The organism is Bradyrhizobium sp. USDA 4473, assembly GCF_054063335.1.
On the sequence record NZ_JBSSGE010000001.1, the window covers coordinates 4,973,516 to 4,988,102 of the forward strand.

15 protein-coding genes and 1 pseudogene are annotated in these 14,587 nt (G+C 65.7%); 9 read left to right on the forward strand and 7 right to left on the reverse strand.

Annotation, left to right across the window (positions count from 1 at the left end; all coding sequences use genetic code 11):
- Window positions 1-6 precede the first annotated feature (6 nt).
- Both ACVW17_RS23205 and yidD read right to left on the reverse strand, forming a co-directional pair.
- Window positions 7-174: a hypothetical protein gene (locus ACVW17_RS23205; RefSeq protein ID WP_456754070.1), complete on the reverse strand. Its 168-nt coding sequence runs from the start codon at window positions 172-174 to the stop codon at window positions 7-9.
- Between the two features lie 114 nt (window positions 175-288).
- Window positions 289-600, reverse strand: coding sequence for a membrane protein insertion efficiency factor YidD (gene yidD, locus ACVW17_RS23210; protein ID WP_456754071.1), 312 nt, complete (start codon window positions 598-600; stop codon window positions 289-291).
- 281 nt (window positions 601-881) lie between these two features.
- Here yidD and ACVW17_RS23215 point away from each other — a divergent pair, with 281 nt between their 5' ends.
- Entirely contained in the window at window positions 882-1,799 is a 918-nt protein-coding gene (locus tag ACVW17_RS23215) for a hypothetical protein (protein WP_456754072.1), read from the forward strand.
- A 19-nt stretch (window positions 1,800-1,818) separates the two neighbouring features.
- Here the strand turns inward: ACVW17_RS23215 and ACVW17_RS23220 are convergent.
- A pseudogene (locus tag ACVW17_RS23220) lies at window positions 1,819-2,266 on the reverse strand (iron-sulfur cluster assembly scaffold protein).
- Between the two features lie 241 nt (window positions 2,267-2,507).
- On the opposite strand from ACVW17_RS23220, the gene folE reads away from it, so the two are divergent.
- From folE to ACVW17_RS23240, 4 genes are all read left to right on the forward strand, one after another.
- Window positions 2,508-3,203 (forward strand): GTP cyclohydrolase I FolE, encoded by a 696-nt coding sequence (gene folE, locus ACVW17_RS23225; protein WP_456754073.1) that lies wholly within the window; start codon window positions 2,508-2,510, stop codon window positions 3,201-3,203.
- 28 nt (window positions 3,204-3,231) lie between these two features.
- Window positions 3,232-3,660 (forward strand): phosphoribosyl-AMP cyclohydrolase, encoded by a 429-nt coding sequence (gene hisI, locus ACVW17_RS23230; RefSeq protein ID WP_456754074.1) that lies wholly within the window; start codon window positions 3,232-3,234, stop codon window positions 3,658-3,660.
- A 115-nt stretch (window positions 3,661-3,775) separates the two neighbouring features.
- Window positions 3,776-4,783, forward strand: coding sequence for a transglycosylase SLT domain-containing protein (locus ACVW17_RS23235; RefSeq protein ID WP_456756510.1), 1,008 nt, complete (start codon window positions 3,776-3,778; stop codon window positions 4,781-4,783).
- Between the two features lie 311 nt (window positions 4,784-5,094).
- Window positions 5,095-6,276, forward strand: coding sequence for a DUF2336 domain-containing protein (locus tag ACVW17_RS23240; protein WP_456754075.1), 1,182 nt, complete (start codon window positions 5,095-5,097; stop codon window positions 6,274-6,276).
- A gap of 69 nt (window positions 6,277-6,345) precedes the next feature.
- Here the strand turns inward: ACVW17_RS23240 and ACVW17_RS23245 are convergent, their stop codons facing one another.
- The 3 genes from ACVW17_RS23245 to ACVW17_RS23255 form a co-directional block, all read right to left on the reverse strand.
- Window positions 6,346-6,924 carry an Hpt domain-containing protein gene (locus ACVW17_RS23245; protein ID WP_456797916.1) on the reverse strand — a complete coding sequence of 193 codons (579 nt, stop codon included), beginning with the start codon at window positions 6,922-6,924 and terminating at the stop codon, window positions 6,346-6,348.
- A 9-nt stretch (window positions 6,925-6,933) separates the two neighbouring features.
- Window positions 6,934-7,479: a response regulator gene (locus ACVW17_RS23250; RefSeq protein WP_279709728.1), complete on the reverse strand. Its 546-nt coding sequence runs from the start codon at window positions 7,477-7,479 to the stop codon at window positions 6,934-6,936.
- A 116-nt stretch (window positions 7,480-7,595) separates the two neighbouring features.
- Window positions 7,596-8,375 carry an NAD kinase gene (locus tag ACVW17_RS23255; RefSeq protein WP_456754077.1) on the reverse strand — a complete coding sequence of 260 codons (780 nt, stop codon included), beginning with the start codon at window positions 8,373-8,375 and terminating at the stop codon, window positions 7,596-7,598.
- Window positions 8,376-8,537: 162 nt separating this feature from the next.
- Here ACVW17_RS23255 and ACVW17_RS23260 point away from each other — a divergent pair, with 162 nt between their 5' ends.
- A complete protein-coding gene (locus ACVW17_RS23260; protein ID WP_456754078.1) occupies window positions 8,538-10,142 on the forward strand; it encodes a S10 family peptidase in 1,605 nt (534 codons plus the stop codon).
- A gap of 238 nt (window positions 10,143-10,380) precedes the next feature.
- On the opposite strand, the gene ACVW17_RS23265 is transcribed toward ACVW17_RS23260, so the two are convergent.
- Window positions 10,381-11,262, reverse strand: coding sequence for a LysR substrate-binding domain-containing protein (locus ACVW17_RS23265; RefSeq protein ID WP_456754079.1), 882 nt, complete (start codon window positions 11,260-11,262; stop codon window positions 10,381-10,383).
- A 184-nt stretch (window positions 11,263-11,446) separates the two neighbouring features.
- Between ACVW17_RS23265 and ACVW17_RS23270 the strand changes: the two genes are divergently transcribed.
- The 3 genes from ACVW17_RS23270 to ACVW17_RS23280 all read left to right on the forward strand — a co-directional run bounded on the left by ACVW17_RS23270 (window position 11,447) and on the right by ACVW17_RS23280 (window position 14,552).
- Entirely contained in the window at window positions 11,447-11,908 is a 462-nt protein-coding gene (locus tag ACVW17_RS23270; protein WP_456754080.1) for a (2Fe-2S)-binding protein, read from the forward strand.
- A gap of 3 nt (window positions 11,909-11,911) precedes the next feature.
- On the forward strand, window positions 11,912-14,089 hold the full coding sequence (locus tag ACVW17_RS23275; RefSeq protein WP_456754081.1) for a molybdopterin cofactor-binding domain-containing protein: 2,178 nt from the start codon (window positions 11,912-11,914) through the stop codon (window positions 14,087-14,089).
- A gap of 70 nt (window positions 14,090-14,159) precedes the next feature.
- A complete protein-coding gene (locus ACVW17_RS23280; RefSeq protein WP_456754082.1) occupies window positions 14,160-14,552 on the forward strand; it encodes a hypothetical protein in 393 nt (130 codons plus the stop codon).
- Window positions 14,553-14,587 lie beyond the last annotated feature (35 nt).

The window sequence follows — 14,587 nt, forward strand, 5'->3', positions numbered from 1 at the left end:
TGTGCCTCACCACTTCACGCTCTGGCTCGGCACGATGAATGCAGTCGTGCTCGGCTTGCTCGAATTGTGGGTGAAGTAGCCGTAGGCACCGACGATCAAGACGAGCAGGGCTAGCACCGCCAGCAAATCGATCTGCCGAGGATCATGACCATTGTGGCTGATTTTCCAGCGCATTGTTGTTTCCTCCCCAAAGGGGACCCCGAGGGCAGAGCAACAATGTGCAAGGTATCGCCACAGTTCCGCCGGACCAGCAATGCGCCCTGCGCTTGGAAGCGCCGCAGCAATCGATCAGGCGTCGTTGACGCCACGCCAGCGGCCGTAGCGCCAGGGCAGATACCAGTGCGCGCCCGGTGGCTTGGCCGCCGGTACGTTATCGATCCCCGACGTGCCCCACGGCTGGCAGCGCAGCAGCCGCGCCAGCGTCATCCATCCGCCGCCCCACAATCCGAAGCGCTCGATCGCCTCGTCGGCATAGACCGAGCAGGTCGGCAGATGCCGGCAGTTGTAGCCGATCAGCGGCGACAGTGTGTGCCGGTAAATCCAGATCAGGGCGCGGCCGAAATTGCGCGGCAAGCGGCGCGCGCTAGTGGCACAGTCCATGCTTCGCGGATGGGGGGAAGTTGAATGATCTGTCGACGGCATACGCAAGTATGTACGTAATCTTGCGGGGGTTCCAAGCGAAGGAACTGTTCAATTGCAGATATTTACGCCACAGTTCGTGATTATTGCACAGCGCAAATGGCGCTGCAGCAAGGGGCCTATGGACGGTCCAGGTCAGCAGCGCTACCGTTCCCATAACGCGCCGATGACGGAATCGTGGCGCAGTGCCATGGGGCCATTGCCACCGCTCGCATCACCAGGGCTCGGGGGAAGGAACCAAATTGAGGCTCGTTAAGTCGCTCTCGTTGCGCAGTTGGGCGCTCACCGGCGCCGTAGCTCTTTGCTTCGCAGTATCAGGCGCCGTCACGACGGCGGGAAGTTCCGCACGGGCGAGCTCCACCCTCGAAGAGCGCAAGCTGCCGATGAAGTTCAGCTGGGTCGCGTGCCAGCCGAATTGCCGGGGCTGGGTATCGGCGGTCGGTATCATCACCGCCGACAGCCCCAAGGACTTCGACGAGTTCGCGCGCAGCCGCCAGCTCAACGGCGCCACCATCGTGCTCGACTCCAGCGGCGGCTCGGTCAACGACGCGATCGCGCTCGGCCGCCGCTTCCGCGGTCTCGGTGCGCTGACCACCGTCGGCACCAGCGTCGTCAATCAGGCCGCGCAGGGCGACCGCGCCAGCGTGCTGCCGGATGCCTATTGCGAGTCGATGTGCGTGTTCCTGCTGTTGTCCGGCAAGACCCGCTACGTGCCACCGGCTGCCCATGTCCGCGTGCATCAGATCTGGATGGGCGACCGCGCCGACGACGCCAAGGCCGCAAGCTACACCGCACAGGACCTGATGATCGTCGAGCGCGATATCGGGCGCCTTGCCAAATACACCTTCGACATGGGCGGAGCCGGCGAGCTGCTGTCGCTCGCGCTCAGCGTACCGCCATGGGAAGACCTGCACGAATTGTCGGCGGCCGAATTGCGGCTGACCAATCTCGTCACCACGGATGCGGTTGCCGACGTGCTGCCGCGGCAGGACAATGCAACCCCCGTTGCCGAAGCGAAGCCGAAGAACAACGATCGCTTCGTGAGCAGCGCGATGGAGGGTGAGGCGTTGCCGCAGACCGCAAAGGCGACCAAGACCGCGGAGGCCGTCGCGCGGACCGGCGGCACCGCAGCGCCGGCGCCGGCCCAGCCGTCTCAGTAAATTCAGTCTGGCGACGGGCTTACGCCGGCTGCTTTGCCTTGGCCTCGATCTGGCCGATCGCGTCGACCACAGCATCGAAGGTCAACAGCGTCGAGGCATGACGAGCCTTGTAGTCGCGTACCGGCTCGAGCAGCGCGATGTCGGCCCATTTGCCGCCCTGCGGGGGCTGGCCATTTTCCTTCAGCATCTTGCGAACGGTCTCGCGCAAGTCGCGCAACTCGTCGGCGGTGGAGCCCCACCACGTGGCTCGCCATGATCGAGGAGGAGGCCTGGCCGAGCGCGCAGGCCTTCACGTCATGGGCGAAGTCGGTCACCACTGGACCGTCCATCTTGAGGTCGACCTTGACGGTCGAACCGCACAATTTCGAGTGCGCGGTGGCGCTGGCGTCGGGGTCGGCGAGCCGTCCGAGGCGCGGAATATTGCCGGCCAACTCGATGATCCGCTTGTTGTAAATGTCGTTCAGCATGGGGACAGAAGCCTGGTTCCGGCCGAGCCGGGCGCTCTTGGCGGCTGGGTTTCACCGTCCTATATATGGACGGCAGCGCCGGAAACATAGCCCGGCCATGCAACCACCGCGGCCCACATACGCCACGATGGTGCGACAAGAATGGGACTCAGGCGCCCGGCGGGTTCAATGATCCGCCCCGTCTGCCCGGTGACACATCCGGACCTGCGGCAGATGCCAGGGCCGGTCGAACGGAGAAGACATGGACGCCTTGATCAAACCGATTCGCCCCAACAAGCCGGCTGACGCCAAGACATCTGACGTTAAGTCCAGCGAGCTCGACCCTTCAGAATTCATGGCGGCGGCCGTCCGTGCCGACCAGCCGCGCCCGTCGCGGGCGGAAGCCGAGGACGCCGTCAAGACGCTGCTCGCCTATATCGGCGAGAACACCGGCCGCGAGGGCCTGCTCGACACGCCCCGCCGCGTCGTCGAGGCCTATGACGAGCTCTATCAGGGCTACCATCAGTGCCCGGCCGAGGTGCTCAACCGCACCTTCGGCGAGACCGCCGGCTACGACGATTTCGTGCTGGTGCGCGACATCGAGTTCACCTCGCAATGCGAACATCACATGATGCCGTTCTATGGCAAGGCGCATATCGCCTATACGCCGGTGGAGCGCGTCGTGGGCTTGTCCAAGCTGGCGCGGCTGACCGACATCTTCGCGCGTCGTCTGCAGACCCAGGAGCATCTCACCGCGCAGATTGCCGCGGTGATCGACGAGGTGCTGAAGCCGCGCGGCGTTGCGGTGCTGATCGAGGCGGAGCATACCTGCATGTCGGTGCGCGGAGTCGCCAAGCATGGCGCGTCGACCTTCACCAGCCGGTTCACCGGCATGTTTCGCGACAATCCAGCGGAGCAGCAGCGTTTCCTGTCCCTGGTGCGAGGACCGAACCGGTAACCTCGCACTGTCCTGAGCGAGGTTCTCCGTGTCCGCATCGACCCACGATCACGATCGCGAAGAGGGGCTGGCGTTCCAGCCCAAATTCGACGCGACCGGTCTTGTGACCTGCGTCGCGACCGATGCCGCGACCGGCGAGGTGCTGATGGTCGCGCACATGAACGACGAAGCCCTGCGCAAGACCATCGCGACCGGCGAAGGCTGGTACTTCAGCCGTTCGCGCAATGCGCTGTGGCGCAAGGGCGAAAGCTCGGGCCAGACACAGCGCGTGGTCGAGATCCGGATGGATTGCGATCAGGATGCGGTGTGGATCAAGGTCGAGCAGATCGGCGCCGCCTGCCACACCGGACGGCGCTCCTGCTTCTATCGCGCGGTGAAGGGCGAGGGCGGCGAGATCAGCCTGTCCTTTGTCGATGCCGATCGGCTGTTCGATCCGGCGCAGGTCTATCGGACGTAACAGCGGCCGCCGACTTGCTCGGGATAGCCGTTCTTAACGCCGCGTTAACCATAATTACGGCAGGTTAACGGGATGTGGGTGCCGATTGCCGGCACCCGGCAAGGCACCCGGACAGATGGCGGTCGACCTCTCCATTGCGACGGCTTCGGCAGGTGTCGATCCGTCGCGCCTGAAGGTCGCGAGCTCGATCAAGCAGGCGGCCGCGACCACCGGCACGAGCTTCGAATACCTGCTCACCACCGCGAAGATGGAATCCAATTTCAATCCGCGGGCCGGCGCCACCACCTCGTCGGCGCATGGGCTTTATCAGTTCATCGACCAGACCTGGCTCGGCACCGTCAAGGAAGCCGGGAGCCAGCTCGGCTACGGCCAATATGCCGACGCCATCACCAGGAATTCCGACGGCAGTTATTCGGTCAGCGATCCCTCCGCACGGAGCGCGGTGATGAAGCTGCGCGACGATCCGGATGCGGCGTCGTCGATGGCGGCGGTGCTGACGCAATCCAACAGCTTCAAGCTCACCGGCACGCTCGGCCGTCGTCCGACCGATGCCGAGCTGTACATGGCGCATTTCATGGGCGTCGGCGGTGCCGGCAAGCTGATCTCGAGCGCCGAGGACAGCCCGAGCGCCAATGCGGCGACGATGTTCCCGAAGGCGGCGGCGGCGAACCAGTCGATCTTCTACGACAAGTCGGGCAGCGCGCGCAGCGTCAGCCAGGTCTATTCGGTGCTGACCACGCGCTACGCCGCGGCGGCGAATTCGACCGACACCCGCACCGCCTACGCCGCGGCGGGCGGCGGCGATACCATGAGCCCGTACGCGATCGCAAGCGCGGCGCCGACACAGGCGCCGGCCACCGACACCGCGTCGTTCCTCTCGAGCTTCCCGAGTGCCCGAACGGTCACGCCGACCGGTGCGGGCGCGACTTCCGCATCGACGCAGTCGGCGCCGGCCTTCCGCTCGCTCTACCAGGTCGGCGACCGCTCGGAGCCGATCTCGCCCGCGGTGCAGGAACTGTGGGGCAATTCCGGCTCGCTGACGGCGTCGGCGACGCCAAAGGTCCGCGCGCCCGGGCGGCTCGATCTGTTCAGCGATCCCAGCGGCAGCTACAGCAGCAGTTAGCTGATCGGATCAGCCCCGCTATCAACCGATTCCAAAATACCGAAGAACAACCCCATGCAAAGGAGCCGGCGCGGGTCGTCGTCGGCCGAATGACGACTTGACATGTCGGGCAAATCAGCGCCACACTTCCATTATTCCGAAATTGTGCAAACGTCCTACCGTTGGCGCCGAGCCCCGGGGGCGAGCCGTCTTAACGAAACGTCAATAATCCCAAACGTTTATGGTGAACCCTTTGTTAAGCGTCATGGTTTATTTTTCCTTGTAGTGGCGTCGTATGTCGATGCCGTTTCGTTGCGTAAGCCGGCAGGACCATGATCGTTCGGCAGTTCATTAGTTGGATTAGGACCGCTCCGGCAGGCGAGCGGGCAGAGGCGACGCGGGCGTTGGCCCGGGCCTGGCTCATTTCAGATCTCACCGAGGACGACCGCATCGCGGCCGAAGGCGCGCTGCTGATGCTGCTCGACGACCCGTCGCCGCTGGTGCGCCAGGCGATGGCCGAGGTGTTCGCCCACAGCACGGAGGCGCCGGCCGCGATCGTGCAGGCGCTGTCGGCCGATCAGCCGGCGATCGCGCTGCCGGTGCTGGAGCATTCGCCGCTCCTGATCGATGCCGACCTGGTCGACATCGTCGCGACTGGCTCCGACGAGATGCAATGCGCGATCGCGCGCCGGATCAATCTGCCGGCCTCGGTTGCAGCGGCGATCGCCGAGGTCGGTTCGGCCGCGGCCGCGCTCGAGCTGATCGAGAATCCCCATGCGGGCCTGGCGCCGTTCTCCTGGGACCGCATCGTCGAACGCCACGGCCATCTCGCGGCCATCAGGGAATCGATGCTGGCGCTGGAAGACCTGCCGTCCGCGACGCGGCTGGCGCTGGTCGCAAAGCTCTCCGATACGCTGGCGCAATTCGTCGTGGCGCGAAACTGGCTCGGCGCCGATCGCGCCGACCGCATTGCCGGCGAGGCCAAGGAGCGCTCGACGGTGAACATCGCCGCGCGCGCCTTCGGCGACGACATGCAGAATCTGATCACGCATCTGCGCGCCACCGGTCAACTCACCGCCGGGCTGATCCTGCGCGCGCTGCTCTCCGGCAATCTCGATCTGTTCGGAGCTGCGCTCGCCGAACTGTCCGGGCTGCCCTATGGCCGCGTCTCCGCGCTGCTGAACGACCGCGGCGGCAACGGCTTGCAGGCGCTGCTGCGCCGCGCCGGCCTGCCGGAATCCACTTACGCCGCGTTCCGCGTCGCACTCGAGGCCAGCCATGAGGTCGGCTATGTCGACAGCGGCGACGGCGCGGCGCGACTGCATCGCCGCATGGTCGAGCGCGTGCTGACCCGTTGCGAGACCGATCATTCGGCGGCCGAGCCGCTGTTGATCCTGCTGCGCCGCTTCGCGACGGAATCGGCTCGCGAGGACGCGCGGATGTTCTGCGAGGAGCTCGCCGCCGAAGACGCGATCGCAGTGCTGCCCCACGACGACGATCTCATCGCGGCCTGAGAGGGCCGCGTTTCCAGCAAATGATAGATGTTTGAGAGGCTGCCGTAACGCGGGCAGCCGGCAGCAGCGCTATTCGCCGGGCACGATGCTCGGCGCGAGGATGGCCTCGAGATGCTCGGGCCGGTCGCGGTTGGCGTGGGTCAGGAATTCATCGGCGATGCCGCGGAGCTGCTTGCTCAGCACGCCGGCGACAACAGCAGTGTCGAGCTTGGTGCGGTTGCGCACGATCGCCTGCACGGCGTTGATGTGATGGGCAATCAATTGAGACGGCACCGCGGAAAGATCCGGCGCGTGCTCGATGATGCGGCACAGGCTCTCGGCCGCCGCCGCAGCGGAGGGATAGCCGAACGTCGCGGCATCGCCCTTGATGTCGTGCGCGGCGCGGAACAGTTCCTCGCGGGTCTTGTCGTTGAAGCCCTCGCGCAGCACGGTGGCATGGGCGGCGGAGAGGCGGTCGGCCTCGATCGTCATCCATTCCTTGAACTCGCCCGACAGCCCGGCGAGCGCCTTTTCGGCGCGGCCCACGGGATCGTCGAGATCGCTTTCGGGGACGCGCAGCAGCATCTTGCGCAGCGGGTTCGGCTGCGTGATCACGTGGTGCGTGCCGAAGCTCTTGACCTCCATCGTCCCAGGTTTGTCTTTCGCCATGGCGATATCCTAAATAGACGAGCGCGCCTTTTCGAGCAGCGACGGCTGTTGCAGCACCTCGACCTCGCCGCTGCCGCGGCGCTCGGGGCCAATGTAAGTGTTGGTGGTGTTGCGGCGGCGGTCGGGGCCGAAATAGGTCTTGGTCTTGATGAACGGGCGCGGATTGGCGACCACGTTCATGATGCGCTGGTAGAGGCCCTTGGCCGAGATCGGCTTGGCCAGGAATTCGGTGACGCCGGCATCGCGCGCCACGGTGACGCGGCGCTTCTCGGAATGGCCGGTCAGCATGATGATCGGCGCGTAGGGATTGCCCTTGGATTCCGGCTGCCGGATCATCTGCGCGAGCTCGAGCCCGTCGAAGATCGGCATCGACCAGTCGGTGATCACGATGTCGGGCACATAGTGCGTGTACATCTCGAGCGCGGTGGCGCCGTCCTCGGCCTCATAGACTTCGCGCGCGCCGAACGAATGCAGGAGCGTCCGCAGGATGCGGCGCATGTGCGGATTGTCGTCGCAAATCAAGAACCGCAGCTTGTTGAAATCAATGCGATACATGGTCCGGTCCCGAAGGGGCATACCGGGCCAAACGCGGTATTACCCGACGTTAACCATATCCCGCCCGGAGTTAATGATTGGTTGCCGCAAGGGAGCAGGAGCGGCGCGCGGCACCGTCAGTAGCCGAACTGCTCGCGCAGGATGCGCTCTTCCAGCGAGTGGCCGGGATCGAACAGCATCCGCATCGCGATCGTCTTGTCGGAGAGGATCTCGACCCGGCGGACGTCGCGCACCTCGTCATGGTCGGCGACCGCGGCGACCGGGCGCTTCTCGCCCTCGATCACCTCGATCACCACGAAGGCGGAGTTCGGCAGCAGCGCGCCGCGCCAACGCCGCGGCCGGAACGCGCTGATCGGGGTCATCGCCAGGAGCGCCGCATTGATCGGCAGGATCGGGCCCTGGGCCGAGAGGTTGTAGGCGGTCGATCCGGCCGGCGTCGCCACCAGGATGCCGTCGGCCATCAGCTCGGGCATCCGCTCGTGCTCGTCGATCAGGATGCGCAGCTTGGCGACCTGGTAGGTCTGCCGGAACAGCGCCACCTCGTTGATGGCGTGATGCAGATGCACGGCGCCGTGGATGTCGGTCGCGCGCATCAGAAGCGGATTGATCAGCGACTCCCGCGCGGCGGCAAGCCGGGTGCGCAGATCATGCGTCGAATATTCGTTCATCAGGAAGCCGACGGTGCCGCGATGCATGCCGTAGATCGGCTTGTTGCTGCGCATGTTGGCGTGCAGCGTCTGCAGCATCAAGCCGTCGCCGCCGAGCGCAACCACGACATCGGCATCGGCCGGGAGATGGTTGCCGTACATTGCGGTCAGCTCAACCAGCGCGGTCTGCGCTTCCGCGCTCGCACTGGCGACAAAGGCGATCTTGTCATACCGCTTGGGGCTAGCCATCGCTCACGAACTCGTTTGGCCCGGAATACGCCGCGCTCGTCTATACATCCCCGGCGACCTTGTCGAGATGGTCCGGGAACGAACCACATGCCATACCGGTGTCGCCAAGCTACCGCAGTTTAAGGGTGGAATGCGTAAACGCCGGCCCAGGGAGTGAACAGCATGGCTAACAGTTTTGCGACACGGCTCGCCGCGGCGTTGTTGGTGGCCTGCCTCGCAACCGCTGTGAGGGCCGAGGACGAGGCCCCGCAGCCATCGCCGTCGCCGAGTGTGCAGATGCCAAACGGTCAGAACCCGAGCAGCCAGAACCCAGGCGGCCAGAAGGGGCGGGCCGGGCGCGGCGAGACGGGGGCTGGCGCCAACGCGCCGGCCAACGCATCGACCGCCGAGCAACACCGCCTGCCGCCGGATTCCACCACGAAGCAATCGGTGGCGCTGCCTGGTCGTACGCTGACCTTCAGCGCGACCGCGGGCTCGATCCGCGTGTTCGACGACAAGGGCGAACCGCTCGCCGACATCGCCTACACCTCCTACCAGCTCGACGGCGCCGACAAGGCGAACCGCCCGGTGACGTTCCTGTTCAACGGCGGTCCGGGCTCCGCGTCGGCCTGGCTGCAATTCGGCAATGTCGGGCCGTGGCGGCTGTCGTTCGATGGCGATGGCGCGGTGTCCTCGGCCTCGCCCGATCTGCAACCCAATGCCGACACCTGGCTCGATTTCACCGATCTCGTCTTCATCGATCCGGTCGGCACCGGCTACAGCCGCTTCGTCACCACGTCCGAGGAGGCGCGCAAGCGTTTCTTCAGCGTCGATGGCGATGCCAATTCGGTCGCGCTGGTGATCCGCCGCTGGCTGGAGAAATACGACCGGCTGACCTCGCCGAAATATGTCACCGGCGAGAGCTATGGCGGCATTCGCGGGCCCAAGGTGGTGCGCAATCTGCAAATGCAGCAGGGCGTCGGCCCGCGCGGCCTGGTGTTGATCTCGCCGGTGCTGGATTTCCGCGAATACACCGGATCGAGCATCCTGCAATATGTCGCGAGCCTGCCGACCATGACGGCGGTCGCACGCCAGGCCAATGGACCGGTGACGCGCGAGGATCTCGCCGACGTCGAACGCTATGCGCAAGGCGATTTCCTGCTCGATCTCATCAAGGGGCAGGCCGACACCGAGGCCACCACGCGGCTCGCCGACAAGGTCGCAAGCTTGACCGGGATCGATCAGGCGGTGAGCCGCCGGCTCGCCGGCCGGTTCGACATCGGCGAATTCCGCCGCGAGTTCGATCGCAAGAACGGCAAGGTGACCGGTCGCTACGACGCCTCGGTCGAGGGTTTCGATCCCTATCCGGATTCGAGCTACTTCCATTTCAACGACCCCTCCGGCGATCCCCTGATGGCGCCGCTGACCAGCGCCGCGGTCGACCTCACCACGCGCAAACTGAACTGGCGGCCGGACGGCTCCTATCAGCTGCTCAGCGAAAGCGTGAACAAGGCATGGGAGTTCGGCCATGGCATCAATCCGGCGGAGTCGGTGACGCAGCTGCGCCAGATGCTGGCGCTAGATCCGAAGCTGAAACTCTTGATCGGCCACGGCCTGTTCGATCTCGCAACGCCATACTTCGCCTCGAAGATCATCCTCGATCAATTGCCCGCCTTCGCGGGTCCGAGCCGCACCCGGCTCGTGGTCTATCCCGGAGGCCACATGTTCTACTCCCGCGACGGCTCCCGCCAGGCATTCCGCAAGGAGGTCGAGGCGCTGATGCGGTGAGAGGGGTCTGGCGAGTTAGCGAGGATGGTTCTCGATTGCATGGCCACCACCGCCGGTGTCATCACCCGCGAAAGGTCGTGCTTGAGCCGAGGGGCCGCGGCGTACTGGATCGCCCGGTCCCGTCTTCGCCAAGGCTTCGACGGGCTTGCGGTCTTGGGCTCGCCGAAGCTTCAGCGGAGGCGGCGAGCCGGGCGATGACAGCTGAAGACGAGGACAGCTTCGCGTTCTCGCGACATGATTAGCCATAGGTCTCCACGATGAAGTCGATCAGTGCCCGCAGCTTTGGCGTCATCTTGCGGTGCTTCGGCCACAGGATCTGGCGCGCGCGGGCCTGTGTCGTGTAGTTCGGCAGCAGCACCTGGAGCCGGCCCGCGGCGATGTCGTCGGCCAGCAGCTCGTCGCGCATCAGCACGATGCCGGCGCCGGCGAGCGCCGCGTAGCGGATGCCGAACGCGCTGTTGATGAACAGGCGGCTCGTGACATCGACATGCACTTCGCCTTGCGGCCCGAGGAAGCTCCATCGCTGCCCGTCGGACCACCCGGGATAACGCAGGCATTCATGGTGCGCGAGGTCAGCCGGATGGATCGGCGTGCCGCGTTCGGCGAGATAGCCGGGCGCGGCGCACACCACGGCCGTGTAGGGCGACAGCGAGCGCGACATCATGCTGGAGTCGGTCAGCGTGCCGACGCGGATCGCGGCATCGAGCCCTTCCTCGAGCAGGTCGACCATCCTGTCGCTGAGGATGAGGTCGACCGACACTTCCGGATATCGCTTCATGAAGCGGACCAGCGCGGGCGCCAGGCTGTACGATCCGAAGGCGACCGAGGTCGCCACGCGCAGCTTGCCGCGCGGCGCGCTCAGAGCCTCCTCGACCAGCGCATCGCCGGCCTCGGCCTGCTCCAGCAGCTGCTTGCAATGATCGAGATAGCTGCGGCCGAGCTCGGTGAGGCCCTGTCGTCGCGTCGACCGGTTGATCAATTGCGAACCGAGCCGGTCCTCGAGAAAACGGATATGCTTGCCGATCATGGTCGGCGACATCCGCAATTCCTTGGCAGCCGCGGTGAAGGAGCCGAGATCCGCGACGCGGGCGAACACGGACATGCTGGTCAGTCGATCCATGATTATAAACCAATGGTTATTTCATTGTGGACCAAAGCGCCGCTTATGAGGCATAAGATTTCTATTTATTACCATAAGTGAGCAATCGGCGCGATGATGCATTCGACTGCTTCGAAATACCGCCGAATTCGCCCCGAGGGACGCGATCCCGCGCGAGGGCTCGAACCAGGACAGGAGTGTCAGGATGCCTTTCCAGATCACGATCAACGGGACCAGTCATCAGGTCGATGCCGACGGCGACACGCCGCTGCTGTGGGTGCTGCGCGACGTGCTCGGCATGACCGGCACCAAGTTCGGCTGCGGCATGGCGCTGTGCGGTGCCTGCACGGTGCATCTCGATGACGCCGCGGTGCGCTCCTGCATCACGACGATCGACAGCATCGGCGACTCCAAGATCACGACCATCGAGGCGGTCGGCGGCACGCCGGCCGGCAGGAAGATCCAGGACGCATGGCTCGCGCATGAGGTGCCGCAATGCGGCTACTGCCAGTCAGGGCAGATCATGTCGGCGGCGGCCTTGCTGGCCGGCAAGCCGAAGCCGACCGATGCGGATATCGACGATGCGATGTCGGGCAACATCTGCCGCTGCGGCACCTATGTGCGCATTCGCGAAGCCATCAAGCAGGCCGCGCAGTCGGGAGGTTGAGCCATGACGCTGATGGACAATTTGTCAGAGCGCGCCACCGACCTGTCGCGGCGCAACTTCCTTCGCGCCGGCGCGATCGCCGGCGGCGGCCTGCTGCTCAGCGTGAGCCTGCCGTTCGCGGGCCGTGAGAGCGAGGCCGCGGCCGCCGACGGCTTCGCGCCGAACGCCTTCATTCGGATCGGCGGCGACGGCAAGGTCGTGTTGACCATGCCCTATGTCGAGATGGGGCAGGGCACCTACACCTCGATCCCGATGCTGATCGCCGAGGAGCTCGAGATCGGACTGACGCAGGTGCAGCTCGAGCACGCGCCGCCGAGCGACAAGCTCTACGCCAACCCGTTGCTCGGCGTGCAGGCTACCGGCAACTCCAACGCGATGCGCGGCGCCTGGCAGCCGATGCGGAAAGCCGGCGCCACCGCGAAGGCGATGCTGGTCGCAGCCGCGGCGAAGCGCTGGAACGTCGAGCCCGCCTCCTGCCGCGCCGAGAACGGCGAGGTGCATCACGCGGCCTCGGGACGCAAGTTGAGTTATGGCGAGCTCGCGGCCGATGCGGCGCAGATGCCGGTGCCGGAGAACGTGACGCTGAAGCGCCCGGCCGAGTTCAGGCTGATCGGCACGCCGGCCAAGCGGCTCGATACGCCCTCGAAGATCAACGGCACGGCGGTCTACGGCATCGACGCGCGTCCACCCGGCGTGAAGATCGCGACGCTGGCACAGTCGCCGGTGTTCGGCGGACGGGTGAAGCGCGTGGACGACGCGGCGGCAAAAGCCGTCAACGGCGTGCGCCAGATCGTGAAGCTCGATGACGCAGTCGCCGTGGTGGCCGATCACATGGGCGCGGCGAAGAAAGGTCTAGCGGCGCTCACGGTCGAGTGGGACGAGGGACCCCACGCCAGGCTCGCCACGGCGGATATCGCGCGCGAGCTCGAAGCCGCCACCACGAAGCCGGGCGCGGTCGCGCAAAATATCGGCGATGCCGACAAGGCGATGGCAGCTGCCGCGACCAAGGTCGAGGCCACCTATCAGCTGCCGTTCCTCGCCCATGCCACGATGGAGCCGATGAACTGCACCGTGCATGTTCGTGCCGATGGGTGCGAGATCTGGGTCGGCAACCAGGCGCTTTCGCGGGTGCAGGCGGTGGCCGCGAAGATGCTGGACCTGCCGCCGGAGAAGGTGGTGGTGCACAATCATTTGCTGGGCGGCGGCTTTGGCCGCAGGCTCGAGGTCGATGGCGTCATTCGCGCCGTGCAGGTCGCCAAGCAGGTCGATGCGCCGGTCAAGCTGGTGTGGACCCGCGAGGAGGACATTCAGCACGACATGTACCGGCCGTACTGGTGTGACCGGATTTCGGTCGGGCTCGATGCATCCGGCAAGCCGGTCGCGTGGAACAATCGCTTTGCCGGCTCGTCCGTGCTGGCGCGCTGGGCGCCGCCGGCGTTCCGCAACGGTCTCGATCCCGACACGACGGAAGGCGCGATCGATCTCGTCTACGACATCCCGAACTTCCACGTCGAATATGTCCGGGTCGAACCACCCGGCATTCCGACTGCGTTCTGGCGCAGCGTCGGGCCGTCGCACAACGTGTTCGTCACCGAGAGCGTGATCGACGAAATGGCGGCGGCGGCCAAGCAGGATCCGGTCGACTACCGCAAGGCGTTGCTCGGCAAGTCGCCGCGCGCCAGGGCAGCACTCGAACTGGCGGCGGCCAAGGCCGGCTGGGGCGGCGCGCTGCCGGCCGGCCGGGGACGCGGGGTGTCGCTGCAATTCGTGTTCGGCAGCTACCTCGCGCAGGTTGCCGAGGTCGAGGTGGCCAAGGACGGCTCGGTCCGCGTCCACCGCGTCGTCTGCGCGATGGACTGCGGCACCGTGGTCAATCCCGACACGGTGCAGGCGCAGCTGCAGAGCGGCATCAATTTCGGCGTCACCGCCGCGCTCTATGGCGACATCACGCTGAAGGACGGTCGCGTCGAGCAGAGCAATTTCGACAGCTACCAGATGCTGCGCATCGATCAGGCCCCGGCCATCGAGGTCCATATCGTGCCGAGCACCGAGCCGCCCGGCGGCATGGGCGAGACCGGGACATCGGGCATCGTGCCCGCCATCAGCAACGCGATCTTCGCAGCCACCGGCAAGCGGCTGCGCAAGATGCCGGTCGATCCGGCGGTGTTGAAGCAGGCCTGAGGCGCAGCAGTGGCGCGATCGTGAAGTCGCACGGATTTGCAGGTTCCGCTGATCCGTGCGACAAGCGGGCATGCATCTGAGGCGGCTCGCCAATCTCTGGATTCTGTTGCTAGTCGCGGCCGGGCTGTTGCTCGCGCCCGTGGCGCCAGCGTTTGCCCGGATGATGCCGGATGCCTCGGCCGCCGCGATGCCGGCCGATCATGCCATGTCAGATCATGACATGTCCGGGCCGGCAATGGCCGACAACATGCCGTGCTGTCCGGACCAAACCAGGAGCAAGGGCTGCGGAGATTGTCCGTTTCTCGCGCTCTGCATGCTGAGCGTTCCGCTGCCTGTGCCAGCCGGCACGGCGTCGCTGGTCAAGCGTGATCCGCAGCTGAGCCGGTTCGCCGCGCGTGACGATCGTTTGCTCGACGATCTCGGCGCCAAGCCTCCCGATCATCCACCTCGAACCCTGGTCTGAGGGGCGCGCAAGCGCCAGATCGCTGACGCGTGCGC